The 25,902-nt window shown below is 73.9% G+C and carries 19 protein-coding genes; 16 read left to right on the forward strand and 3 right to left on the reverse strand.

Translation table 11 applies throughout. The features are described 5' to 3' along the window. Positions 1 to 652: 652 nt before the first annotated feature. The 12 genes from BMW99_RS27020 to BMW99_RS27075 all read left to right on the forward strand — a co-directional run bounded on the left by BMW99_RS27020 (position 653) and on the right by BMW99_RS27075 (position 17,153). Positions 653 to 1,093 (forward strand): hypothetical protein, encoded by a 441-nt coding sequence (locus BMW99_RS27020; protein ID WP_075017708.1) that lies wholly within the window; start codon positions 653 to 655, stop codon positions 1,091 to 1,093. Then, positions 1,090 to 2,121 carry a phosphate ABC transporter permease subunit PstC gene (gene pstC, locus BMW99_RS27025; RefSeq protein WP_079139152.1) on the forward strand — a complete coding sequence of 344 codons (1,032 nt, stop codon included), beginning with the start codon at positions 1,090 to 1,092 and terminating at the stop codon, positions 2,119 to 2,121. The genes BMW99_RS27020 and pstC overlap by 4 nt, the downstream gene beginning before the upstream one ends. Position 2,122: 1 nt before the next feature. Continuing rightward, on the forward strand, positions 2,123 to 3,523 hold the full coding sequence (gene pstA / locus BMW99_RS27030; protein WP_075017709.1) for a phosphate ABC transporter permease PstA: 1,401 nt from the start codon (positions 2,123 to 2,125) through the stop codon (positions 3,521 to 3,523). A gap of 72 nt (positions 3,524 to 3,595) precedes the next feature. After that, complete coding sequence (gene pstS, locus BMW99_RS27035) at positions 3,596 to 5,332, forward strand: phosphate ABC transporter substrate-binding protein PstS (protein ID WP_218159317.1); 1,737 nt, start codon at positions 3,596 to 3,598, stop codon at positions 5,330 to 5,332. Beyond that, positions 5,329 to 7,905, forward strand: coding sequence for a type 2 periplasmic-binding domain-containing protein (locus BMW99_RS27040; RefSeq protein ID WP_075017711.1), 2,577 nt, complete (start codon positions 5,329 to 5,331; stop codon positions 7,903 to 7,905). Before pstS ends, BMW99_RS27040 begins: the two co-directional genes overlap by 4 nt. A 108-nt stretch (positions 7,906 to 8,013) precedes the next feature. Next, positions 8,014 to 9,006: a hypothetical protein gene (locus BMW99_RS27045; protein ID WP_069466990.1), complete on the forward strand. Its 993-nt coding sequence runs from the start codon at positions 8,014 to 8,016 to the stop codon at positions 9,004 to 9,006. Positions 9,007 to 9,061: 55 nt separating this feature from the next. Continuing rightward, the gene (locus BMW99_RS27050) at positions 9,062 to 10,636 is read left to right on the forward strand and encodes an Ig-like domain-containing protein (protein WP_143080569.1); all 1,575 of its coding nucleotides are present in this window, start codon (positions 9,062 to 9,064) and stop codon (positions 10,634 to 10,636) included. Between the two features lie 203 nt (positions 10,637 to 10,839). Then, on the forward strand, positions 10,840 to 12,789 hold the full coding sequence (locus BMW99_RS27055; protein WP_075017712.1) for a hypothetical protein: 1,950 nt from the start codon (positions 10,840 to 10,842) through the stop codon (positions 12,787 to 12,789). Between the two features lie 136 nt (positions 12,790 to 12,925). Further along, on the forward strand, positions 12,926 to 13,879 hold the full coding sequence (locus BMW99_RS40305; protein WP_143080570.1) for an LPXTG cell wall anchor domain-containing protein: 954 nt from the start codon (positions 12,926 to 12,928) through the stop codon (positions 13,877 to 13,879). A 16-nt stretch (positions 13,880 to 13,895) separates the two neighbouring features. Continuing rightward, positions 13,896 to 15,206 (forward strand): Ig-like domain-containing protein, encoded by a 1,311-nt coding sequence (locus tag BMW99_RS27065; RefSeq protein WP_069465502.1) that lies wholly within the window; start codon positions 13,896 to 13,898, stop codon positions 15,204 to 15,206. Beyond that, positions 15,203 to 16,186, forward strand: a complete 984-nt coding sequence (locus BMW99_RS27070) for a sortase (RefSeq protein ID WP_079176192.1) — start codon at positions 15,203 to 15,205, stop codon at positions 16,184 to 16,186. Before BMW99_RS27065 ends, BMW99_RS27070 begins: the two co-directional genes overlap by 4 nt. Positions 16,187 to 16,193: 7 nt before the next feature. Next, a complete protein-coding gene (locus BMW99_RS27075; protein ID WP_245791637.1) occupies positions 16,194 to 17,153 on the forward strand; it encodes a phosphate ABC transporter ATP-binding protein in 960 nt (319 codons plus the stop codon). Here the strand turns inward: BMW99_RS27075 and BMW99_RS27080 are convergent. Further along, the gene (locus BMW99_RS27080; RefSeq protein ID WP_069465504.1) at positions 17,129 to 18,010 is read right to left on the reverse strand and encodes an LLM class flavin-dependent oxidoreductase; all 882 of its coding nucleotides are present in this window, start codon (positions 18,008 to 18,010) and stop codon (positions 17,129 to 17,131) included. The genes BMW99_RS27075 and BMW99_RS27080 overlap by 25 nt on opposite strands. A gap of 87 nt (positions 18,011 to 18,097) precedes the next feature. Here BMW99_RS27080 and BMW99_RS27085 point away from each other — a divergent pair, with 87 nt between their 5' ends. Beyond that, positions 18,098 to 18,436 carry a HEAT repeat domain-containing protein gene (locus BMW99_RS27085; protein ID WP_069465505.1) on the forward strand — a complete coding sequence of 113 codons (339 nt, stop codon included), beginning with the start codon at positions 18,098 to 18,100 and terminating at the stop codon, positions 18,434 to 18,436. Positions 18,437 to 18,627: 191 nt separating this feature from the next. After that, complete coding sequence (locus tag BMW99_RS27090; protein WP_069465506.1) at positions 18,628 to 19,293, forward strand: nitroreductase; 666 nt, start codon at positions 18,628 to 18,630, stop codon at positions 19,291 to 19,293. 133 nt (positions 19,294 to 19,426) lie between these two features. On the opposite strand, the gene BMW99_RS27095 is transcribed toward BMW99_RS27090, so the two are convergent. Then, on the reverse strand, positions 19,427 to 20,335 hold the full coding sequence (locus BMW99_RS27095) for an RNA polymerase sigma-70 factor (protein ID WP_069465507.1): 909 nt from the start codon (positions 20,333 to 20,335) through the stop codon (positions 19,427 to 19,429). A gap of 181 nt (positions 20,336 to 20,516) precedes the next feature. Between BMW99_RS27095 and BMW99_RS27100 the strand changes: the two genes are divergently transcribed. Then, on the forward strand, positions 20,517 to 21,002 hold the full coding sequence (locus tag BMW99_RS27100) for a carboxymuconolactone decarboxylase family protein (protein ID WP_069465508.1): 486 nt from the start codon (positions 20,517 to 20,519) through the stop codon (positions 21,000 to 21,002). A gap of 87 nt (positions 21,003 to 21,089) precedes the next feature. On the opposite strand, the gene BMW99_RS27105 is transcribed toward BMW99_RS27100, so the two are convergent. Next, complete coding sequence (locus BMW99_RS27105; RefSeq protein WP_069465509.1) at positions 21,090 to 21,911, reverse strand: helix-turn-helix transcriptional regulator; 822 nt, start codon at positions 21,909 to 21,911, stop codon at positions 21,090 to 21,092. Between the two features lie 631 nt (positions 21,912 to 22,542). Between BMW99_RS27105 and BMW99_RS27115 the strand changes: the two genes are divergently transcribed. Then, positions 22,543 to 25,899, forward strand: coding sequence for an ABC transporter permease (locus tag BMW99_RS27115; protein WP_245791638.1), 3,357 nt, complete (start codon positions 22,543 to 22,545; stop codon positions 25,897 to 25,899). Positions 25,900 to 25,902 lie beyond the last annotated feature (3 nt).

The following is a 25,902-nucleotide window of genomic DNA, read 5'->3' on the forward strand; positions in this document are numbered from 1 at the left end:
TCGTCCTCCACCGTGGAGATCGCTCGGGATCACACCATCCGCGCGCGGCCGGACGGGGAGACGCCCGGTGAACGGCGGCCGAAGTTTGGCCCGCCCGCGCGTCGGGGCGCGTCCGAGCCGCGTTCGCCCCGGGCGGGCCCGAACGTGCGTACAGCACATGCATCCCTTCACCGAACCCTCACGTCTCGCGGCCCCGCAGGCTCTCCCGTACCCCCCGCACCACCCGTGAGCGCTCCCCGAAGGTCCGCTTTACCCGTATGTAAAGGTGGACGGCAGGTGACGAACCGGCGGCATTCGAACGCGGTGTCACCTGGCGGTCGACCGCGATTACTTGGCGTGCAGCCATCGCCCGTCGTTCATTTGCTCTCCGTTCGGCCTTCGCCTGGCTGTGAGCCCAGCAACCTCGATACCCGCGACTGTCAACTCGCTTACGGGAGCTTTACAGCCGCTGGCGAGCTAACGCCCGAGTGAAGGGAGGATGGGCCTTATGGTCCGGTCGCGCTTTTTGTATGTGTCAACCGAGGACCTCGGCAGGTACGTGCCGGCGGGGGAACGTACCGGCCGGCCGGTCCCGGCGTCGTCGCCGGACCGGGCGCCGCACCTGCGAAGACCGGATCGGGGGGAACGGTCGGGCGAGGAGCGGGCAGGGCGGGTGGGGTGGCGGTTGATCGGGGCCAACAACCGCGAACTGGGGCGCAGCGCAGCCGTGTTCGAGAGCGTGGAGCTGTGCGGGGCGGCCGTGGTGCGGCTGCGCGAAGGGGTCGGGGCCGGCCAGGTCCGGGTGCTGTTCGCGATGTCCGACACGGCCGGCACGTGGACGTGGCGGCTGGAACTCGGCGGGCACCAGGCCGCGATGTCGGGACGTACCTACCAGCGCCAGCGTGAGGCGCAGCACAACCTGAACCTCTTCCTGACCGCCGTGCCGCTGGCGCGGCTCACCGTCGAGATGCCCGTCCGGCCCCGGCTGCGCGGGCTGCAACTGCCCCGTCCCGCCGACGGACCCCGCGCGACCGGATCTACGCGCGCGGACCTGGAGGGCGACACAGTGCGGCTGCTGGCAGCCGGCCCGCAGGGCCGGGCGGTGCGGTCATGACCGCGTCCGTGCTCGGCCCGGGCCACCCGGGCGGGACCGCCCCCGAACCGGCCGACGCCCCGCGGGTGCTGCACAGCGCCGGGGCGCCCTCGGACCGGGTCTTCCGCGGCCTGGCCCGCGGCAGCGGCGGCGTGGTGCTGGGCCTCATGCTGCTGGTCGGCGTGTTCCTCGCGTCGCGGGCCTGGAGGGCACTGGCCGTCGCCCGGTGGTCGTTCCTGACGACCGCCAAGTGGGAGCCGGACTCGCACCACTTCGGGATCGCCGCGGTGCTCACCGGCACCGTCCTGATCGGCATGGTCGCGATCCTGATCGCACTGCCGCTGGCGCTCGGCACCGCCCTGTACATCTCCGAGTACGCCCCGCGGCGGATCAAGCGCGGCCTGGTGAGCCTGGTGGACCTGATGGCCGCCGTGCCGAGCGTGGTGTACGGCCTGTGGGGCGTGTTCTTCCTGCAGGGCCACGTGGTCGGGCTGTCCCGCTGGATCTCCCAGTACTTCGGCTGGATACCGCTGTTCAATGTCGACGGCGTCGACCCGCACGACCCGCTGGCGACCAGCACCGTCTACACCTCCTCCACCTTCATCGCCGGCATCGTCGTGGCGCTGATGGTGACGCCGATCGCCTGCTCGGTGATGCGGGAGACGTTCGCCCAGGCCCCCGGCGGTGAGCGCGAGGGCGCGTTCGCGCTCGGCGCCACCAAGTGGGGCATGATCCGGACCGTCGTGCTGCCCTTCGGAGTCGGCGGCATCATCGGCGGGACCATGCTGGGACTGGGCCGCGCGCTCGGCGAGACGATCGCCGTCTACATGATCATCTCGCCGGTCTTCGCGGTGCAGCCGCACCTGCTGCAGAACGGCGCCAACTCGGTGTCCGCGCTGATCGCGCTGCGCTACGGCTCGGCGAGCCACTTCGGGACGTCGGCGCTGATGGCCGCCGGACTCGCCCTGTTCACGATGACCCTCGTCGTCAACTTCATCGCGTCCTCGATCGTGGCCCGCAGCCGCTCCGGCGCGGGGACGGAGGCCTGAGATGACCGACCTCCTCGGGCAGGACATGGACAACCACCCCGACAAGGCCGGCCCCGCCGGCGGCCACGGCCCGACGGCCGGGCACGGCCACCCGGCCCCCGCCGCCACGGCGGGTGCGGGCCACACCGCCCCCGGACAGCCGTCCGGCGCGCCCGCCGCCCCCGACGGGCCCGAGGAACGCCGCGGCACCGCGACCTGGCACGCCCGCGACCTGCTGTCGGTCGCCGGCGCGGCGGTGGCCGCGGTCGCCCTGACGTTCCTGCTCTTCGGCTGGATCGCGCCCTTCGACGCGCCGCTCGGCTTCGTCGTCGTCGCCTACCTGCTCTTCCTGGGCGTGTACGCCGTCCTCGTCTCCTTCGACGAGAACCCCGTCGCGGTGCGCGACCGGGTCGTGGCCGTGCTGTGGCAGAGCCTGGCCACCCTGCTGCTGGTGGTGCTGGTCTTCGTCATCAGCTACACGCTGTGGCGCGGCCACCGGGCCCTGGACCACCTGAACTTCTTCACGCAGGACCTGTCGACCACCGGCCCGCTCCAGCCCCTCACCCAGGGCGGCGTGGTGCACGCCATGATCGGCACGCTGGAGCAGATCACCATCGCGCTGGCCGTGACGGTGCCGCTCGGGCTGGCCTGCGCGGTGTTCCTCAACGAGGTGCCCGGCGGCTACGCGCGCCTGGTGCGCACCGTGGTCGAGGCGATGACCGCACTGCCGTCGATCGTGGCGGGCCTGTTCATCTACGCCACGGTCATCCTCATCCTCGGCTACGACAAGAGCGGCCTCGCGGCCGGCCTGGCGCTCAGCCTGATGATGCTGCCGATCATCATCCGGGCCTCCGACGTGGTGATCCGGCTGGTGCCGGGGTCGCTGCGGGAGGCTTCGTACGCGCTCGGCGCCAGCCAGTGGCGGACCGTGCTGACCGTGGTGCTGCCCACCGCACGGTCCGGGCTGACCACCGCGGTGATCCTGGGCACCGCCCGCGGGATCGGCGAGACCTCCCCGGTGCTGCTCACCGCCGGCTACACCGCGAGCGTCAACAAGTCGCCGCTGAGCGGCCCGCAGACCTCGCTGCCGCTGGCCACCTTCTTCATGGTGGCGTCCCCCCAGAAGAACATGATCGCCCGCGGCTTCGGCGCCGCGGCGCTGCTGATGGCCCTCGTGCTGCTGCTGTTCGTGGTGGCGCGGATCATCGGCGGCCGCGGGCCGGGCGAGCTGAGCCGCGCCCAGCAGCGCCGCAGGGCGCAGGCCTCGCGCCGGGACGTCGCCCGCATGAGCAGCGGGACGGGCCCCCTGCGCGAGCCGCGTCAGCGTCCGGGCCGGCGCCCGGACCGGCGTCCGGTTCCCGTTCCGGCCGGCGGCGACCCGCACGGTCGCCGTGGCCGGTCGCGCGGCGGCACGCGCCCCTGACGGCGCGCCCGCGGCCCGGCCCCACCCCCCCTCGTCACCGAATCCCCTCGCACCGACCAGGAGCATTCCGCCATGCCCGGAGCACGTCCGGCACGTCCAGCACACCCCCGACCGCGCCTGCTGACCGCCCTCGCCATGCTGGCCGCCCTGCTGTGCTGCGCCCTGCCCGGCGCGAGCGGCGCGGCCGCCGCGACCTACGTCCCGATCTCGGGCGCCGGCTCCACCTGGAGCCAGAACGCGCTGGACCAGTGGCGGGCGAACGTCAAGCAGTACGGGATGACCGTCAACTACAACGGCACCGGCTCCTCCGACGGCCGCAACCAGTTCCGCAACGGCACGGTCGACTTCGCGGTGTCCGAGATCCCCTACGGCGTGAAGGACTCGGGCGTCGTCGACCCGCCGCCGTCCCGCAAGTACGCCTACATGCCGATCGTGGCCGGCGGCACCTCGTTCATGTACAACCTGACGATCGGCGGCCGCCGGGTCACCAACCTGCGGCTGTCGGGCGACACCCTCACCAAGATCTTCACCGGGGTCGTCAAGACCTGGAACGACCCGGCGATCAAGGCCGACAACCCCGCGCTGGCCGCGCTGCTGCCGGCCCGCCGGGTGGTGCCCGTCGTGCGGTCCGACGGTTCGGGCACCACCGCCCAGTTCACCGCCTGGATGGCCGACCAGCACGCCGACCTGTGGAACGCCTACTGCGGCCGGGCCGGCCGCGACACGCCCTGCGGCACCACCTCCAACTACCCGCTCGTGCCGGGCAGCGGCTTCGTCGCCCAGTCCGGCTCCAACGGGGTCTCCGGCTACGTCGCCCAGCGCGGCAACGTCGGGACGATCACCTACGTCGAGTACTCGTACGCCGTCTACACCACGGGCTTCCCGGTCGCGAAGATCCTCAACAAGGCCGGCTACTACACCGAACCGACCGCGAACAACGTCGCGGTGGCGCTGACCGAGGCGCAGATCAACGAGAACCCCTCGTCGCCGCAGTACCTCACCCAGATCCTCAAGGGCGTCTACGAGTACAAGGACCCGCGGACGTACCCGCTCTCGAGCTACAGCTACATGATCATCCCGACCGCGCTGGAGTCGAACTTCAACGAGCAGAAGGGCAGGACCCTCGGGGCCTTCGCCTACTACTTCCTGTGCCAGGGACAGCAGCACGTGGACGACCTGGGCTACTCGCCGCTGCCGGTCAACCTGGTGAAGGCCGGACTGGCACAGATCCGCCGGGTGCCCGGGGTCAGCGTCGAGAACACCGACATCCGCGGCTGCCACAACCCGACGTTCTCCACCGACGGCTCCAACACCCTGGCCAAGAGCGCCCCTTACCCGCAGCCCTGCGACCGGGCCGGCGCCACCCAGTGCGCCACCGGCACCGGCGGCAACAAGACCCCGACGGTCGTCGGCGGCGGCAGTGGCGGTGGGAGCGGCGGAACGTCCGGCGGGAACGGGACGGCAGGCACGAGTGGCGGCAACGGCACGGCGGGCACGAGCGGGGGCGCGGGCACGGCGGGATCGACCGGCGGGACCGGCGGCGCGGGCGGCGGCAAGTCCAACGCCGCCAACTCGCCGGCCTCGACGTCCATCGACCCCGACACCGGGCAGGTGGTGAACGGCACCGGCGGCACCTCGGGCGGCGCCGACGCCGGCGGCGACGGGGCCTTCCCGGTCCCCGTCACCACGTCCAGCAGCATCGGCGGCGGCACCCAGCACGCCCTCATGGCGCTGGCCGCGGTCCTGCTGGTGGTCGTGACGCTCGGCCCGCCCCTGCTCACCCAGCGCCTGAAGCGGAAGAAGCCGTGAGCACCCGTACGCCGCGCACCGCGGCCCGGCGGCGCGCAGCCGCCCTCGTCGTCGCCCTGTTCGCCCTGGTCGTCGCGGGCACCCTCGCCACCGGTGTGGACCCGCGTCCGGCCGCGGCCGCCGACGGCGGCTCGGGCGGCTCCCCGCTCACCGTCTCCGGCCACGACGCCTTCAGCGGGCTGAAGGTGACGGTCGCCCAGACCCAGCACCTGGTCAACCAGGTCGTGAAGATCTCCTGGAAGGGCGGGACCACCACCGACTCCGACACCACCTATGCCGCCGACTACCTCCAGATCATGCAGTGCTGGGGCGACGCGGCAAGCGGACCCGACCCGGACCAGTGCCAGTTCGGCGGCTCCTCCGCGCTGGGCGCCGGCACCGGCAGCCAGGCCGCGGGCTCGTACACCAACACCCGGCAGCTCACCTACGCCGGTCTGACCGACCCCGCGCAGAAGATGCCCCCGCCCACCCCCAGCGGCATCTCCTACGTGCCGTTCCGCTCGGTCACCGGAGACGTCGTCACCAAGGGCAACTGGAACGAGTTCTACGACGTCAGCACCTCCAACGAGGTGCCATACGCGCGGACCGGCGCCGACGGCACCGGCCAGGTGTACTTCGAGATGCAGACCGCGCTGGAGGCACCGGGTCTGGGCTGCGGCGACGTCGCCGCCGGGCACGTCGGCACCCAGGGCCGCTCCTGCTGGCTGGTCGTGGTGCCGCGCGGCACCACCGAGGTCGACGGCGACTCCTACCTCGCCCAGCCCAACGGGATGCTGCGCTCCTCGCCGCTGAGCGCCACCAACTGGCAGCAGCGCATCGTGGTGCCGCTGAAGTTCGAGCCGATCGGCAACTACTGCCCCATCGGCGCCGACGAGCGCAGCACCCTGGGCGACGAGACCGTTGCGGAGGCGGTGCTGCGCTGGCAGCCCGCGCTGTGCCAGACCGGCAGGAAGACCATCTACGGCTACGCCGAGGTCACCGACGACACCGCCCGTGCCAAACTCGCCTCCACCAAGCCGGGCCTGGTCTTCCTCAACCGCCCGCCGACCGCGGACTCGCTGCCGCCGGACCGCCGGCCGGTCTACGCGCCCGTCACCCTCTCCGGACTGACCTTCGGCTTCTTCATCGAGAGCCAGGCGGGCTTCACCGCCGGCGAGAACGTGAAGAAGGAGAACGGGAACCGGCTCACCAGCCTCAACCTCACCCCGCGCCTGGTCGCCAAACTCCTCACCGAGTCCTACCAGGACGGCAACTCGCGGTTCGCGCCCAGCACCGCGAAGAACCCGTTCAACCTGGCCAGGGACCCCGAGTTCCAGCGGTACAACCCGACGTACAAGGACCTCGACTTCGGCGGCGCGCTCGGCGACATGATCGCGCCCGAACCGCTGTCCGACGCGGCCTGGCAGCTGTGGAACTGGGTCGGCCACGACCCGGCCGCCCACGAGTTCCTGTCCGGCGTCCCCGACAACAGCGGGAAGTACGGCGACAAGGCGTTCTCCGGGATGACCGTCAACCCCTCGTACAAGGGCATCGGCCTGCCGGTCGACAACTTCCCCAAGAACGACCCGTTCTGCCAGCAGTTCGCCGACCACCCCGACAACCCGCTGTGCGTCCAGGACAAGCACCCCTACGCCTCGGACATGCACGCCGGCGCCCGGGCCGTCGCGCGCGGTGACACGCTCGCCCGCACCACCTGGGACAACACCACCATCCCGCCGGCGTACAAGAAGAACCCGCCGCAGACCGCCGGCCAGCGGGCCGTGATCGCGGTGACCGACACCGCGACCGCCAAGCGGTACGGGCTGGTGACCGCGAACCTGCAGAACGCCTCCGGCGCCTTCGTCGCCCCCACCACCGGCAGCCTGCTGGCCGGGCTGGCGGCGATGAGGCCCAGCGGCGTCGCCGGGGTGCTCAGCAGCGAGCCGCGGGCCGCGAGCCCCGCCGCGTACCCGCTGACCCTGCTCACGTACGCCTCGACCGTGCCCGAGCAGCTCGGCAAGGCCGAGGGCCAGGACTTCGCCACCCTGCTGCGGTACGCGGTCGGCGCCGGCCAGCAGCCCGGCGTGGCGTCGGGCACCCTGCCCGACGGATACGCGCCGCTGCCGGAGGCCCTGCGCCGGCAGACCCTCGCCACGGCCACCGCCGTCGCCACCCGGGCCGGCACCTCGCCGGCCGCCGGCGACAGCGGCGGCGACTCCTCCGGCGGCGGGAGTTCGTCCGGCGGCTCCGGCACCTCGGGCGGCACCGGCGCGACCGGTGGCACCGGCGCCACGGGCACGACCGGGGGAACGCCGACGCGCGGCACGACGCCCGCGCCCGCCCCGGCCCCGCCGCGGCAGACGTCCTCGGCGACGCGCGGCCAGACCCCCGTCGCGGCCCGCGGCCCGCTGCCGCTCACTCCCGCCTGGGCGCTCGGCGCACTGCGCTACGCCCTCCTGATCGCCCTCGTCACCGGTCTCGTCGCGGCCGCCACCGGTTCGCTGCTGCCCCGCGTGGCAACGCGACTGCCGGCGGTGCCGCGCATCCGCACCGGCCAGGGCCCCGCCGCGCCCGCCGACGACGGAAAGGGGTGATGCCCGACTCCGAACCACCGACAGGTCCGCGCCAACGAACTGTCTGATCGATCTCCTTGCCGGGCACCACCCGGCGCGAGCTTATCCGAAGGGTAAACACCAGTGAACATGAGAAAGATCGTCGTGGCCGCCATCGGCGCCGCTGGTCTCCTCACCGGCACCGTCTGCGGCAGCGTCGCCTCCGCCGACCCGTCCGGCACCCCCACCTACCGCCAGCTGGCCGGTGTGGGCTCCGACACCACCCAGGGCGTCATGAACGGCCTGTCCCAGGTCGTGACGATCAACGGCGTCAAGGTCCTCGGCTCGTACGACGCCGTCGGCTCGGCGAACGTCACCACCAAGGACCCGGCCACGACGCCGGGTTGCACCCTCGCCCGCCCGAACGGCTCCGGCGCCGGCCGCACCGCGCTGACCAACTCGCTGCAGGCCGGCAACGGCTGCCTGGACTTCTCGCGGTCCTCCAGCCTGAACCTGGCCGCGGCGACCCCGGGCCTGACGTACGTCCCGTTCGCCGTGGACGCGGTCAGCTACGCGATCACGCCCACCAGCTCGGTGCCGCGCAAGCTCGCCCTCACCGACCTGAAGGCGATCTACCACTGCGACCCGAACTACGTCGGCACCGGCCCGAACTTCGGGCTCAACGTGTACCTGCCGCAGGCGGGTTCCGGCACGCGCTCGTTCTGGGAGTCCACCATGGGCATCACCGAGGCCGACGTGGTGGCCGGCGTGTACCCCTGCATCAAGGACACCAAGAACGGCGCCCCGGTCGAGGAGCACGACGGCCGCGTCCTGGACGACAACTCCATCGCGCCGTTCTCCATCGCGCAGTACCTCGCGCAGAGCTCCCAGACGATCGCCGACCTGCGCGGCCGCGCGATCCTCGGCACGATCGACGGCGTCTCGCCCACCACGCTGAACAGCGGCTTCGGGGTGAAGCGCGACGTCTACAACGTGATCCCCACCAGCAAGATCGGCACCGCGCCGTGGAGCACCGTCTTCGCCGGCCCCAACTCGCTGATCTGCCAGCAGACCAACGTCATCAACACCTACGGCTTCGCCGCGAACGCGCACTGCGGTGACACCAGCCAGCAGACCCCCTGATCCCTGTCCTGACGTTCGTCACTTTCGAATTCCTTCCCCGAGGGAGAGCACGACAGTGTTGAAGAACAGAATCTCGCGAGCCCTGGTGGGCGGGCTCGCGGGCCTGGTGGGCGTCACCGCCGTGGGCCTGCTCGTGGCCCCGTCGGCGCAGGCCGCCGCGATCGGTACGGCCGTCGTCACCCCGGCCACCGGCACCGACACCTCCAGCATGTCCCTGACCACGTCGGACCCGTGCCCGGCCAACGCGACCAACGTCATCGTGTCGGTCACCGGCTCGGGCTTCCCGGCCGCGGGCCAGAACGTCGTCGGCAACTCGCCGATCTCCACCTACGGCCAGACGGACACCGGCGGCCTCGTCATCCCGCTGTCCTCGACCATGCGGGACTACGCGAACACCGCCGGTTTCACCACCCTGACCGGCCAGTACACGTTCACCGTGACCTGCCGTACCGCGTTCAACGCGACCAGCCTGGGCGACTTCCCGGCCTCCGTCTGGTTCACGTCGAACACCGCGTACCAGAACACCGACCCGAGCAAGAAGACGGACACCACCACGACGCTTGCGGTGTCCCCGGCCGGCCCCGTCACCGCGGGTTCGCCCGTCACCCTGACCGCGACCGTCGGCCCGGCCGGCACCGCCGGCCAGGTCCAGTTCAAGGACAACGGCGTGGCGCTGGGCAACCCGGTGGCCGTCAGCAACGACACCGCGGCGCTCACCACGAGCAACCTGACCGCGGGCAGCCACACGCTGACCGCGGAGTTCGCCCCCGCCGGCACCCAGTTCAACACGTCGGTCTCCTCGGCCGTGGCCTACACCGTGAACCCCGCACCGGCCACGCCCACCACCACCGCGCTGGCCGTCTCGCCCGCCGGCACGGCCGCGCAGTTCAGCCCGGTGCAGTTCACCGCCACCGTCGCGCCGTCCGCGGCGGCCGGTTCGGTGAAGTTCCAGGACACCGTGGCCGGCACCACCACCACCCTGGCCACGGTTCCGGTCTCGGCCGGCACCGCGACCTACGCCACCAGCAGCCTGGGCACGGGCGCGCACGCGTTCTCCGCGACCTTCGTCCCGGCGAACCCCGCGGCCTACCTCGGCTCCGACTCGGCCGCGATCCCGTACACGGTCGGTGCCTTCGCGGGCGTGACCGCCTCCGAGGACATCACCACCACCGTCGACGCCGGTGCCCTGGTCATCAGCGTGGACAACCCCCACGTGACGCTGCCCTCGCCGGTGCTCAACGCCGACGGCGACCTGCTGACCACCGCGGGCGCGATCAACCCGGTCACCCTGACCGACACCCGCGCCGGCAACCCGGGCTGGTCCGTCAGCGGCCAGGTCTCGGACTTCTCCGACGGCGGCACCCACGCCATCAACGGCCAGAACCTCGGCTGGACCCCGAACGTCGTGGACAAGTCCGTGGCCCAGACCGTGACGGCCGGCTCCCCGGTCGCCGCGGCGGCCGGTGTCGCCCCCGGCGACCCGGGCACCGCGGGCCTGAAGTCCTCCCGTTCGCTGGCCACCGGCTCCGGCCTGGGCACCGCCCACTTCGGCGCCGGCCTGGCCCTGAACGTCCCCACCTCGACCGTGGCCGGCACCTACACCGCCACCCTCACCCTGACGGCCATCTGACCGGACGACCCGGGGGCGGCCGCGCCTGACGCGACCGCCCCCGGGGCCGGGACGGGAGGCCACTCCCGTCCCGGCCCCGCACCCGGCACGCACACCCGACCCCGCGCACCTCCGGCCGCACCCCGCGGTCCGGCGCGCCCGCACTCCACGCCCCTCCCTCCCGCCAGCGCCCCGCCGCCCTGCCCGCGATCGGACGACCTGACATGATCCAGAGCTCAGTACGCCGTCTCGCCGCCGTCCTGGCGGCCGGCCTCCTCTCCGTCCTGCCCGCCGCCGGGTCCGCGTCGGCCACGCCCGCCCTCCCGGCCGGCCCCCTCCCGCGGACCGCACCGGCGCCGGCATCGGGCCGGGCGCCGCACGACGCCGGACCGGCCGGGCGCGCCACCTTCGGCGTCCAGCCGTCCACGGCCGGGAAGCCCGACGCGCGGCCCGACTTCTCGTACGGGGTGACGCCCGGCGCCGCGGTCGGCGACCACCTCGCGATCTGGAACTACAGCACCCGGCCGCTGACCCTGAGCGTCTACGCCGCCGATGCCATCAACACCACCGAGGGCGGCTTCGACCTGCTCGCCGCGGGCCGCAGGTCCACCGACGCCGGCGCCTGGGTGACCCTCGGCACCCACCAGGTGACGGTGCCCGGCCGGGGCCGCGTCATCGTGCCGTTCAAGCTGGCCGTCCCCGCGAACGCCGCCCCCGGCGACCACACCGGCGGCATCGTCGCGTCCCTGTCCGGGGTGCGCACCGACGCCAAGGGCGACAAGGTCAAGGTCGACCAGCGCGTCGGCGCCCGCGTCTACCTGCGGGTGGCCGGGCAGCTCACGCCGCGGCTCGCCGTCGAGAACCTGCACACCTCCGCCCACGGCACGGCGAACCCCTTCGGCTCCGGTTCCGCCACCGTGACGTACACCCTGCACAACACCGGCAACGTCCGGCTGTCGGCCCGTCAGACGGTGCGCGTCCGCGACCTGTTCGGCGGCTCCGCCAAGGTCGCCCAGCCCCGCGACGTCCCCGAACTCCTGCCCGGCAGCAGGCTGGTGATCACCACCACCGCCACCGGAGTGCGCTTCACGGTGCGCGACACCACGACCGTCACCGCCGACCCCGGCACGGTGCGCGGCGACGTCGGGCCGACCGTGCTGCCCCGCGCCACCGCCTCGGCGGGCTTCTGGGCCGTGCCGTGGACGCTGCTGGCCGCCCTGCTGATCCTGCTCGCCGCCGCCGTCCTGCTGCTCGTCAGGTTCCTGCGCCGCCGCGGCGGCGCAGGCCGGAACATCGCCCGTACCAGCACGCTCGGCCTGCGCCGCCCGGGCCGTGCGCGCGCCGCCGCCCCGACCGCGATGGCGCTGGCCGCCGCGGTGCTGTGGGCGGGCGCGCCGCACGCCGCGGCGGCTGCCGGGGGACAGCTCACCGTCACGCCCGGCCACGGCAGTTCCACCCAGCCGATCACGCTCACCGCCGGCGCGCCCTGCCCGGGCTCCGCGACGTACGTGATCGCCCGCGTCACCGGCGCCGGCTTCCCGCGCGGCGGCCAGATCGTCGTCGGCAACTCCCCGGTCGCCACGTACCCGAGGACCCCCGGCGGAGGCCTGTCGATCCCGCTGACCTACACCATGCGGGACTACGCCACGACCGCCGGCTTCACCCAGCTGCACGGCACCTACACCTTCACCGTCACGTGCCTGAAGGGCGCCTTCGACCGCAACGGCGAGCAGGACTTCACCGGTTCGCTGCGGTTCGCCTCCACCGGCGCCTACCGCGACGGCACGCATGCGGCCGGCGCCGACCCGGCCACCGCGCGCGGCACCGACCCGGGCCCGGACCCGAACGCCACGCCCGCCGCCCCCGGCCCCTCCCACCCGGCCGGATCGCCGGCCACGCCGGTTCCGTCCGGCCCGGCCGCGACCGGCGGGCCGGCCGCCCCCGGCGCCACCGCACCGAACGCGGCCGGGCAGCCGCCCGCCACTGGGCCTGCGGCACCGGGCACCGACGGCACCGCCACCACCGCCGCGTCCACCGCACGGCACTCCAACTCCCCGCTCGTCGCCGGGTCGGTGACCGGATTCGCCGTCGCCTTCCTGGTGCTCGCCCTCGGGGCCGTTCGGTGGGTGCGCGCCCGCCGGGCGGCCGGCGCCCGCGCCGAAACCGGCGACTGACCGCCGGATCCACGCCGGGGCGCGTGCGGCACGCCGCACGCCGGAGATCCGCACGCGCGCCCGGACCCGCACCCCGTTCCACCCCACGTCACGCTCGCGGTCACCCGAGACCGCATCGCAGGAGGAGAGACCCATCGTGTTGTTCCCACGCTTGTCACGCCCGGCCGCGGCCGGACTCGGTTCCATCGTGCTGGCCGGCGGCGCGGCGGCCGGCGTCATGGCCGCCTCCACCGCCCACGCCGACGCGCTCGGCACCATGACCGTCGACCCGGCGAAGGGCGCGGACACCAGCGGCATGACGCTGACGACGTCCGCGGCCTGCCCGTCGGACGCCACCAACCTCATCGTGTCGGTGGCCGGTTCCGGCTTCCCGGCCGCGGGCCAGAACGTGGTCGGCAACTCGCCGATCGCCACCTACGGGACCACGCCCGAGGGCGGGATCGTGGTGCCGCTGTCCTCGACGATGCGGGACTACGCCAGCACCGCGGGCTTCACCGTCCTCCAGGGCCGGTACGACTTCACGCTCACCTGCCGGTCCGCCTTCGGTTCCGCGACGTTCGGCGACTTCAGCACCTCGGTCTGGTTCACGTCCAACACCGCGTACCAGAACACCGACCCGAGCCTGCCGACCGGTACGCCCACCGACACGGGCACGCCGACGCCGACCGGTACGCCGACCGACACCGGTACGCCCACCCCGACCGGTACGCCGACGGACACGGGCACGCCGACGCCGACCGGCACGCCGACGGACACCGGTACGCCGACCCCGACCGGCACGCCCACCGACACGGACACGCCCACGGACACGCCCACCGACACCGGCACCCCCACGCCGACCGGCACGGACACGCCCGCGCCCACCGACACCGCGACGGCCTCCGGCGGCTCCACCGGCGGTTCCACCGGCGGCGGCTCGTCCCAGGGCGTGTCCACCACGGTCGGCGGCAAGGGCTCGCTGGCGTCCACCGGTTCCGACGCCGCCGTGATCGGCTCGGTCGCGGCGGTGCTGCTGCTGGCCGGCGGCGGCGCCGTGTGGCAGACCCGCCGGCGCCGCACCCAGACCGCCGACATCGCGCTCGACGACTGACCGGAGGAAGGCCAGCATGATGCTCACAGCCGCCCGCCCCACAGCCGCCCGCCGGTCCCTCGCGGTCTTCGTCGCGGCACTCCTCGCCGCGGGCACCGTGGCGCTCGGCGCCGCCGCCCGCGCCGACGCGCCCGGCGCCATGGAGGTGTCCCCGGCGACGGGCACCGACACCAGCGGGGTGCAGCTGACCACCGCGGGTCCGTGCCCGTCGGACGCCACCAACCTCATCGTGTCGGTGGCCGGTTCGGGCTTCCCGGCCGCGGGCCAGAACGTGGTCGGCAACTCGCCGATCGCCACCTACGGGACCACGCCCGAGGGCGGGATCGTGGTGCCGCTGTCCTCGACGATGCGGGACTACGCCGGCACCGCGGGCTTCACCACCCTGCAGGGACGGTACGACTTCACGCTCACCTGCCGTGCGGCGTTCGGCTCGGCGACGTTCGGCACGTTCGCCACGTCGATCTGGTTCACCTCGAACACCACGTACCAGAACACCGCGCCCGCCGCCGCGACGACGACCGCCCTGGCGGTGTCCCCGGCGAGCCCCGTCGTGCAGGGCACGCCCGTCACGCTCACCGCGGCGGTCGCCCCGGCCGGCGCGGCCGGCTCCGTGCAGTTCCTGGACGGCACCAAGGCGCTCGGCACTCCGGTCCCCGTGACCGCGGGCACGGCCAAGCTGACCACCGGCACGCTCGCGGTCGGCGCCCACACCCTCGGCGCGCGGTTCACGCCGTCCGACACGGCGGCTTTCCTGCCGTCGACGTCCGCCACGGCGTCCTACACCGTCAAGGTCAAGCCGCCGGCGATCGTCACCGCACCGAAGGTGACGGGCACCGTGCGGGTCGGCTCGACCGTGACCTGCTCGGTGACGTTCGGCGGTGCGGCGTCGGTGACGTACGCGTGGCTGCGCGACGGCGTCGCGATCAGCGGCTCCACCGCGAGGACCCGCGCCCTGACGGCCAGTGACTACCGGCACAAGGTGGCCTGCCGGCCGACCGCGGCCAACAGCACCGGCCGGACCACCGCGACCAGCCCCGGCGTCACCGTGGCCCTGGGCCCGGCGCTGCACGACACCGTCCGCCCGACGATGAGCGGCACCGTCCGCACCGGACACCGGATCACCGCCCGCAACGGCTCCTGGAGCCCGGCGGCCACCACGTACACCTACGTCTGGCTGCGCGACGGGCACGCCATCCGCGGCGCCGTCCACTCGACGTACCTGCTCACCTCCGCCGACCACGGCCACCTGATCTCGGTCAAGGTCACCGCCAAACGCTCCGGGTACGCCGACGGGAGCGCGACGTCGAAGGCTGTGAGAGTGGGATGACGGGTCCCGCCAGTCCCACCGGTACCACCGTCCGGGCCGCGGCTCCCGCCGCCGGCCCGGACCGGCCCCCCACGGCACCGGCCGGCCGGGCGCGCGACGCGCGCCCGGCCGGGCCCGGCGTGCGGGTGGCCGCCACCGCGCTGAGCATCCTCGCGGCGCTGCTCCTCGGATTCGTCGCGGACGTCGGCGTGCTCAGCGACGTCCGGCACACCCGCGACCGGCAGGTCGACTACGCCACACTCCGCGGCGACCTCGCCAACGGCACCGCGCCCGTCGGCCCGTCGGCTCCCGGAACGGCCGCAGACGCCGGACCCGGCGTGAAGCCGTTCACGTCCGGCGCGCTCATCGGCGTGCTCTCGATTCCGTCCCTGCACGTCCGGGAGGTCGTCCACGAGGGCACCACGTCCCGGATCCTGGCCCGCGGTCCCGGCCACCGCCGGGACACGCCGCTGCCCGGGCAGGCCGGGGTCAGCGTGATCATGGGCCGCCAGGCCACGTACGGCGGACCGTTCCGGCGCCTGCACGAACTGCGGGCGGGTCAGACCTTCACGGTGACCACCGGCCAGGGGACCGCCCGTTACCGGGTGCTCGGTGTGCGCCGCGGCGGCGATCCGCAGCCTTCGCCGCTCGCCGCGGGCGCCGGCCGGCTCACCCTCATCACGGCCGACGGCACGCCCTTCATGCCGCGCGGCATCCTGCGGGTCGACGCGGACCTCGTCTCCACCGCCCAGCCCGCCTCGGCACCCGCCGTCGCGAGCGGCGCGCTGCCGGCCGACGAGAAGCCGATGGCCGTCCAGGGCGACGGCTGGCTGCCGCTGGTGCTGTGGGGCCAGGCGCTGGTCCTCGCGGCCGCCGCCCTCACCTGGGCGCACCTGCGCTGGGGACGGCCGCACACCTGGGTGGTGGGCGTCCCCCTGCTCGCCCTCCTCGGCCTCCTCGTCGCGGACGACGTGGCCCTGCTGCTTCCCAACTCGATGTGAGGACCCAGTGAACCGACAGAGCAGTGACAACGGGACCGGCGCCGTCGAGGCCGCCGTCGCCGGGCCCGCCGGTCCCGGTGCCGCGGGTACCGTGACGGAGTTCCCGACCGGGGCCGAGGCCACCATGCCGCTGCCGCCGTACGCCCCTGCCCCCGGCCCCAGCTCCGGCCCCGACGGAGGATCAGCCGTCCAGGGCGCGAGCCTCGACGCCCGGCGGATCTCCGCCTGGTTCGGCGACCGCAAGGTGCTGGACCGGGTGTCGCTGGCGATGCCCGCGGGCCGGGTGACGGCGCTGATCGGCCCGTCCGGCTGCGGCAAGTCGACGTTCCTGCGCATCCTCAACCGCATGCACGAGCTGGTCCCCGGCGCGGCCCTGGCCGGAGAGGTCCTGCTGGACGGAGAGGACGTCTACGCCCCGGGCCGGCGGCTCACCGAGGCCCGCCGGCAGATCGGCATGGTCTTCCAGAAGCCCAACCCGTTTCCCGCGATGTCCATCTACGACAACGTCACCGCCGGCCTGAGACTCACCGGGCTGCGGATGTCCGCCTCGGACCGGGACGCGCTGGTCGAGGAGTGCCTGACCAAGGCCGGGCTGTGGCGCGAGGTCCGCGACCGGCTGCGGCAGCCCGGCGGCGCCCTGTCCGGCGGCCAGCAGCAGAGGCTGTGCATCGCCCGCTCCGTGGCCATCCGTCCCAAGGTGCTGCTGATGGACGAGCCGTGCTCGGCGCTGGACCCCACGTCCACGCGGCGCATCGAGGAGACGATCCGCGAACTCGCCCACGAGGTCACGATCGTGATCGTCACCCACAACATGCAGCAGGCCGCGCGGGTCTCCGACCAGTGCGCGTTCTTCCTGGCGGAACAGGGCACGCCCGGCCTGATCGTGGAACACGGCTCCACGGAGCGGATGTTCCACTCGCCCACCGACACCCGCACCGCCGACTACGTGGGGGGCCGCTTCGGCTGAGCCGCACGGGCGCGCGGGCGCACAGGCGCGCGGGCCCGACGGCCGGGACGGGACGCGCGAGTCGGAGGGCGCGCCTCACTCCGCCGGGCGGCCCAGGGCCGGTGCGCCGCGTGCGGGCGCCGCTCGTCACCGTCGGAGGGGGGGGTGTCGCCTCCGACGGCTCCCACGTGGGCGAGCTTCGGCATCACGTCGGTGGCCAGCAGGGTCATCGACCGCCGGATCTCCTCGTGGGTCGCGTAGTCCCGTCCGGCGTGCGCCAGCAGGACCCCGAAGCCGCCGACTTCCGCGTACAGCGACTCGATCATCTGACGCACGGTGCCCGCGGAACCGACGAGGATCTGGCCGGAGTCGACCAGGTAGTCGTAGGTGATGTCCTCCAGCGAACCGCCCGGCGGCACCCGGTCGGCCTGCTGCCAGGGGGTGTGCCGGATCTCCCAGGCGATCACGGCCTCGTACGACGCGCGCAGCGCGTCCCGGGCCTGCCGGTCGGTGTCGCCGACGAACAGCACGCGGCTGACCCGCAGCCCGTCACGGCCGGCGGGCCTGCCGGCCGACTCCTGCCCCTCGACGAGTGCGGCTCCCAGGCGGCCGAGCACCGCCGGCCCGGCGAAGTGGGCCGTGAGCAGGTCCAGTCCGCGCGCCCCGGCGGCCCGCGCCGACTCCGGCGACCCCGACACCGACAGGGCGATGGGCGGCGCGCCCGCCACCCAGTCGATGCCGATGTCGAGCCCGGTGCCGCGCCAGGGTCCGCCGGTGAGGTCGAACGGCCCTTCGCGGCGGAACAACCGCTGGATGACGTCGATCGACGCGTCGGTCAGCTCACGGGCACGGCCGGGCTCGAGGCCGCGCTGGCTCATCCTGGAGCCGACCTGCCGGGCCGCTGGAATGCGACACCAGGTCAGCTGCGGCGGCGGGCCGCCGCGCCGCTCAGTAACCTGACCGCCATGACCCGGGAGTTCCGTGAGGCCATGCGGTTGATGCGAAAACGCGATCCGCAGCAGCAGGAGGACGGCTTCCACCAACTGCTCCCGCACGCCGCCGAGCACCTCGACGAGCTGATCCAGCAGTTCGAACACGAGCAGGACGACCACGGGCTGCGTTGCTGGCTGCTCGAACTCATCGCAGCAGCCCGGTCTCCCGCTGCCCTGCCGATTCTGGCTGCGCAACTCAACGGTCCTGACGAGTCGTTACCGAGCCGGGCAGCCGTCGGCCTGTCGAAGCTCGACACCCCCGAAGCACGGACACTGCTCTGGCAGGCCCGAGCCGACGGCATGATCGCCTAGCCAAGATCACGACCTATGGCTGGAGTACCAGCCTCCCGGCGGTTCAGCGATGGAAGTGGAAGCCCGCGTCGAGGTCGGCGGGCAGGGTGGGGTGGTCGGCTCCCAGCCGAGCAGTTCGCGGGTCGAGGGTGTGGCCCGCGGCCCAGGTGCTGGCGCCGTCAACGACGTAGCCGATGAGGGGACGCGGAGACGTGGATGTGTATGAGGCCGTGGACAGTCGCCGGGCCGTGCGGGCGTTCAGCGATGAGCCCGTGCCCAGGACGGCACTGGAACGAGTGCTGACCGCGGCGACGCGGGCTCCGTCCAGCGGGAACCTCCAGCCATGGCATCTGTACGTCGTGACCGGTGAGCCCTTGGCCGAACTCAAGCGGACAGCGACAGCCAGGGCGTTGGCGGGGGACCCGGGTGATGTGCGGGAGTATCCGATGTACCCGGACGGGCTCGCCTCGCCGTACCGGGACCGCTTCGCCGCTGCCGCCGCCCAGCGGTACGCATCGCTGGGGATCGAGCGCGCCGACCCGGACCGGCCCACGAAGATCGCCACCTTGAACGCGGCGGCGTTCGGGGCGCCGGCTGTCCTGTTCTGCTACCTCGACCGGACGATGGGGCCCGGACAGTGGGCTGACGTGGGGATGTACCTGCAGACCGTCATGCTGTTGTTGAGGGCCGAGGGGCTGCACAGCTGCCCCCAGGTGATGTGGACCGTGTACCGGGAGACCGTCAGCCGCGCGGTCGGAGCCGAGGACGGACTCGTGCTGTTCTGCGGCGTCTCCGTGGGGTTCGAGAAGGAGGGCGTGCCGCGACTGCGCACCGGGCGGGCGGACATGACGGAAACGGTGAGCTTCATCGGACGGTGACCGCTGGACGGCGGAGATCGACAGGACAGGCCCTAACTCCCCTTGCCGGGCTCGGGCTTCGCCGGGCGAAGTCCGCCGATTCGGGCCGCGACGCCGTGCCGATGCGGCGCCGACCCAGGCGGCGGTCCCGCCGTCAGCGGCCTATCGCCGTCTCGCGTTTCATGCGTGACAGCTTCTCCGGATTGCGGACGGCGTAGAGGCCGGTGATGAGGCCGGCGTCCAGACGGAGGGCCACCATCGTGTCGATCCGGCCGTCGCGGCGGATGATCAGGGCCGGGTGGCCGTTGGCCAGGGTCGGTTGCAGCGGGGCGCCGCTGAGCCTGGCCAGGGCCTCGGTCACGTCGGCCGCGCCCACCACCGGTTCCACGGCGGCCCGGACGACTCCGCCGCCATCCGTCAGGAGGACGACGTCCGGGGCGATCATGTTGAGGAGTGCCGTCAAGTCACCCGTTTCCACAGCCTGTTGGAAGGCGGCGAGTGCGTCGCGGGTCTGGGACGGGGAGACCGTCTCGCGAGGGCGGCGCGCCGCGACGCGAGCGCGGGCGCGGTGCGCGATCTGGCGGACGGCGGGCGGGGTCTTGTCGACGGCCTGCGCGATCTCGTCGTAGTCCACGCCGAAGACGTCCCGCAGCACGAACACGGCACGCTCGGTCGGCGCGAGGGTCTCCAGTACGAGGAGCATCGCCATGGAGACGCTGTCCGCGAGCTCGACGTCCTCGGCCGCGTCGGGCGCGATGAGCAGCGGCTCGGGCAGCCACGGGCCGACGTAGGACTCCTTGCGGCGGCGGAGTGTGCGAAGGCGGGTCAGGGACTGGCGGGTGGTGATGCGGACCAGGAAGGCGCGCGGGTCGCGGACTGCGGCGTGCTCGACGCCCGACCAGCGCAGCCACGTCTCCTGGAGGACGTCCTCGGCGTCGGCCGCCGAGCCCAGCATCTCGTAGGCCACCGTGAACAGCAGTTTGCGGTGGCCGACGAAGCTAGCCGTAGCCGTAGCCGTAGCCGTGGCCGTGGCCGCATCGATACCGGCATCCCTGTCCATCATCGTCACTCCCCGACTTCTGTCGCGCTCCGCGTGGCGTGTGTCCTACAGGCGACGCCGCTGACCCCGGTTCTGTGACAGCCGTATGCCGTGGCCCACGTCACATCCGCCCCGTGTCACAGGAGCGCGGCGACCGGCGCCTCATGGGCATCAGCCACACGATTCCATGAGTGAGGAAGCCCCGATGGAAACCCGTATGAACCTGTTCGACACCGAGCTCGGCGCGAAGGTCGGGAAGCGGATCTACGCCGTCAGCCAGGTCATCCAGCAGTCGCCGCTGCCCAAATCCACCCAGGAGTTGGTGCAGCTGCGAGCCAGCCAGATCAACGGGTGCGGCTTCTGCGTCGACATCCACAGCAAGGACGCCGCCGCGGCCGGCGAGGACGCGGCCCGGCTCAGCCTCGTCGCCGCCTGGCGGCATTCCACCGTGTTCACCGACGCCGAACGGGCCGCTCTGGCCCTCGCCGAGGAGGGCACCCGCATCATCGACGGACATGCAGGGGTCACTGACGAGACCTGGGCCCGGGTGCGCAATCACTACGACGAGGAGCAGGCGATCGCTCTCGTCTCCCTCGTCGCCATGATCAACGCGACCAACCGGCTCGGCGTGATCCTCAACAACCAGGGTGGATCCTACGTGCCCGGCAACCTGACCACCGTCGCCGGTTGACCGCTCAGGCTACCCAGCAGTGCCGGCCTCGGTGCTCGTCACGCCGACCTCTCCGTAGATGCCCCGGCCGGCCGGCAGGCGGAGGGGTCAGCCGCCGGGCTGGGCGCGCAGGGCGTCCCGGAGGCCGCCGCGCGAGGCGACGCCGAGCTTCGGGTAGATCTGGTACAGGTGGTTGCCCACCGTGCGGTGGGAGATCGCCATCTTCTCGGCGATCTTCTTGTTGGTCAGGCCGGAGGCGGCCAGCTCCGCGATCTGCTGCTCCTGGGGCGTGAGCGCCCGCGGCGTCCGCGCACGGGCGGTGGCCCGCGTCTGCGCCGTCGCGCTCAGCTCCGCACGGGCACGCGCGGTCCACGGTGCGGCGTCCAGCGCCTCGAACGCCGCGAGCGCCAGGCGCAGGTGGCTGCGCGACTCGGCCACCGCCTGGTGGCGCCTGAAGTGGGAGCCGTACAGCAGACGCACGCGGGCGACGTCGAACCGGTAGCCGTCGGCGCCCGGGACCGCCAGCGCGTGCGTGAAGTGCGCCGGGGCCTTGGGGCCTTCGGCGACCAGCGCCGATGCGGCGTGGAACAGCATCGCCAGGCGCGGCGACATGGCCGGCAGCCGGGCCTCCTCCATGGCGGCCACGTGCGCCACGGCGGCGTCCCCGTGGCGCCCCGTGCGCACGGCGGACTCCACGAGATCCAGGCTCACGGTCGGTGCGAGCCAGGCGTACGGCGCGAACTCACCGGCCGGGCTGATCGCGTTCGCGTGGTGGAAGGCCACCTCGAAGTCGCCCTGGCCGACCGCGGTCATGAGCTCGACGTGGTGGGCATACGCCGCCACCGACTGCGCCCGGCGCGGCAGCGCCCACCGGGCGATGCCCTCGGTCAGCCGGGCCGCCGTCGCCCCGTCGCCGGTCACCGCGGCCACCAGCGCCAGTTCGTAGTCCGCCGCCCATTCCAGCGAGCCGAACCCCCCGCGTACGCGGCCTGGGAGAGCCGGCGGATGCGCTCGGCGTCGGTCGCGCTCAGCTCGGCGGCCCGCGTCAGCAGCCGCATCGCGCCGTGCCCGTCGCCCGGTGATGCGCCTGCGCGGCCGCCCTCTCGAGCAGCGAGGCGACGTGCTCGTCCGGCCCCGTGAGCGCCTTCGCGGTGTGCCACAGGCCGCGTCGGCCCCCGTGCGCTCGCCCGTGTCCAGGACGCGCCCCAGCGCCAGATGGGCGTTGGCGCGCTCCTCCGGGGTGGCGCCCGACACCACGGCGGCGGCGACCCGGGATGACGTCGGTCGCGGCGACCCGTTCCCCGCCTACCGGGCCGCAGGGCTCGGCGAAAGGCGCCCGGACCGTGTGATCCGGCCGGTCCGTTGGGTGGCGGTCGCGGCCGCGAAGGCGGATCCGGCGCGGTCGGACTGAACCACGAGGGCCGCCGGCCTCGTGTCGTTCACACGTGGGTGTCGGGCGGGAGCGCCCCGTACCGGCGACACGTGTGCGGCCGCGGAAGATCACCTCGCCTTGTCCCGCCTCGTCGATGCCTGATAGGACTGCCAACGCCGTAACCGTCACATGGTCGACAGCACGGGGGTACATGTGGTCACTACGGCTTCTCCCGAGGCGCCGCGGCGCCCCGGTGTCCCGCACCGGCGCCGCCGGCGCCTTCCCGCCGCCGCCAGGCGCTCGACCCGGCACGGCCTGGTGCTCGCCGCCGTCGCCGCGACCGTCCTGCTGTGTGCGACGGCGCTGGCCGCGCTCGCGACGCTGGCGGGCGGCTCGGTCCAGTCCGGCACGGTCAGGAGGCTGGCCGCCGACCCGGGCGCGCAGGTGGCGGTCAACGCCTCGTACCGGGCCGAAGGGATGGGGGCCGCCGACCGGGACGTCCGGGCCGCAGCGGCCCGGGTCTTCGCCGGTGTCCCCGAACGGACGTACCTGGGCCTGCTGGGCGCTTCGGCGGTGTCGGTCACGGGCGTGGACGGGGCGGCGAGCGCGCCGCGCGAGCCCGGCGGCAGCGGACTGCATCCGATCGCCGTGCAGGGCGCGGCCGGCTTCGGCCGGCTGGTCGCCGGTCACTGGCCCGCCGGGACGGCCGACCCGCCGGCGGGCGCGTTCACTTCGCTGCCCGACGTCCGCGTCGCCACCGGATCCACCACTCCGGTGGACACGGCCGTGCCCCAGCCGCTGGCCCAGCGACTGGGCCTGGCACCGGGATCCCGCCTCCGGCTGCAGGACGCCTTCGGCCGTACGATGACCCTGCGCGTCACGGGTGTGTTCCGCACCGCGGGCCCCGCCGGATTCTGGCCCGCCATGGCGGGGGACGCCACCGACGGCGGGAGCGCGAGCCAGAAGCTGCTGGTCGTGTCGGCGGCGGCCCTGAACGGCAGCGCTGCTCTGAACGGGCACCTGACCGTCCACTGGAGCCTGCAACCCGACTACTCCCGTCTCCACGCGGGGGCGCTGGCGGGGCTGCGCGACCGGGTCCGCGCCTTCACCGGCAGCCGGACCGACGTGTCGGTCTACCGCGGACGGCCGTCGTCACTCCAGGACATGGCGGTGTCCTCCGGACTCCCGGGCGCGATCGACGCGTTGGCGGTCCCGGCCGTGGCCGCCAGGTCCGCGCTGTACCTGCCGATGGTGATGGTGGCGGCCCTCGCCCTGGCCACCCTGGTCGTAGCGGCCCGTCAGGTGACGGTGCACCGGCGCGGCGAGCTCGCACTCCAGCAGGCCAGGGGCTCCGGCACGCTGCGCCTGCTGCGCGGCGCCGCGGCCGAGTGGGCGGTCACCGGCATCCCGGCCGCCGTGGCGGCACCGTACCTGGCCGGGTTCCTGCACCCCGGCCCCCGCGGCACCGGAGCGTGGGCGGCGGTGGGCGTGACCCTGCTGGTGCACGCCGGGGCGGTGCTGCTGCCGGTGCTGCCCACCCCGGGGATGCGGCCGGTCCGCGGCGCGCGGGCCGCCGCGGCCCAGCGGCTGGGCGCCGACCTCGCACTGCTGGCCGTCGCGGTCCTGGGGTACGCCGAACTGCGGCGGCACCGGTCCCTGATCGGCGGCGGGCTCGGCGGCACGGCGGTGGACCCGGTGCTGGTCGTGGTGCCGGCACTGGCGAGCGGCGCCGTCGCCCTGCTCCTGCTGCGGCTGCTGCCGCTGACCTCCCGGCTGCTCGACCTGTTCGCCCGCCGCGGCCGCGGCCTGATCCTCGCCCTGGCCGGGTGGCAGCTGAGCCGGCGGGCCGCGCGCAACGCCGGCCCGGTGGTGCTGATGTGCCTGGCCGTCTCCGTCAGCGCCTTCGCCACCACCGCCCTCGCCTGCCTGGGCGGACTCGCGTCCGAGCAGGCCGCGAGCACGGTCGGGGCCGACGTCAGGATCGCGCCCGCAGCCGACGACGGCTACCCCGCCGCCGTACTGAGCGCCGCCTACCGCGCGCTGCCCGCGGTGACGGCCGTGGCGCCGGTGACCCAGACCACGGCGAACATACCCGGCGGGGCCACCGAGGTCCTGGTCGGAACCCTCGGCGGCCCCGCGCCCCGCATGGCCGCGCGGTCCGCCGGCATCGCTCTCCCCGGGCGTCCGACCGCGATCCTGCTCGACGAGCGGCTGCGCAGCGACGGAGGCACCGCGGCCCCGCGGCTGGCGCTGACCGTGCAGGACGCGGCAGGTCTGGACAGCACCGTGTCCGCCGCGCTGCCCGCCGCCGACGGAGCCAGGCACACCGTCGCCGTCCCGCTCGGCGTGGCCGAGGGCGGTGGCCACCCGCGTGCCTACCCGCTGACGGTGACGGCCGTCGACGTCCTGCCGCAGCCCGGCGTCCGGCCGGCTCTGCTGGACCTGGAACTGATCCGGATCGGCTCTCGCGCCACCACGGACAGCTGGGCCGCGGGCCCGCCCGCCGGCCAGGTCTGGAGCGACCGGACCGAGAACGCCGCGGAAGCCGTGGCGCTGGCCTGCCGGGGGGACACCTCGCGCAGTTACGAGTACGGCAAGCCGGGGGTGTGCTCGGTGCGTACGGAGGGCTCCGACGTGTTCAGGGCCGCGATCAGCACCGGCCTCAGGAATCCGGAGTCGCCGGCTGACGCGGCGGACATGGGAGCCGTCGCAACCGCCCCGGGCGGCGACGTGCGGCTCGTCGCCGGGCCCGGCGGCCACCCGGCTCCGCTCGCGGTGCGCGCCGACGCCCGGACCCTGCGCGCGGGCCACCTCGTGGTGGGCGACACCACCACGCTGGACCTGGGCCTCGGCAGTCCGGTGCCCGCCAGGATCGTCGGCCGGGTCGTCCCGCCGCCGGGGCTCGGGCGCGGCCAGGGAGTGATGATCGCCGACCAGCGCGCGCTCGCCTCGGCCCTGACGTTCGCCGGCGGCCTCCCACGGGATCCCGCCTTCTGGTGGATCAGCAGCACCGACAGCGCCCGCACCGCGGCGGCCGCCGAGACGGTCCCCGCCCTGGGCGGCGTGACCACCGCGGCGCGCACCGCCGCGGCACTGGAGGCCGACCCCTTCCGCAGCGGACTGCGCCGGGTGCTGCGCATGGTGAGGTACCTGGCCCCCGCGTTCGCCGTCATCACCTTCACCGTCCACGCGGTGATCTCCACGCGGCAGCGCAGAAGGGAGTTCGCCCTGCTGAGGGCGATCGGGGTCCGCCCCGGAAAGCTGTCCGCGCTGCTGAGCGCGGAGCAACTGGGCCTGGCACTGTTCGCGGTGCTCCCGGGGGCGTTGATGGGGATGGCCCTCGCGTCGGCCGTGCTGCCGCTGGTCACCGTGGACGACACCGGACAGGCCCCCTATCCGCCGCTCCCGCTCGTCACTCCCTGGCGCACCGTCATGGTCACCGCCGTGGTGACGGCCCTCGCCATCAGCGCCGTCGTGCTCGCGCTGGCGCGGGTGCTGGCCCGCGTGGACCTCGTCCGCGTGCTGCGTGCGGGGGAGGACGGATGAGGC

Origin of the sequence: Actinacidiphila rubida, assembly GCF_900110255.1 — a bacterium.
Classification (GTDB): Bacteria; Actinomycetota; Actinomycetes; order Streptomycetales; family Streptomycetaceae; genus Actinacidiphila; species Actinacidiphila rubida.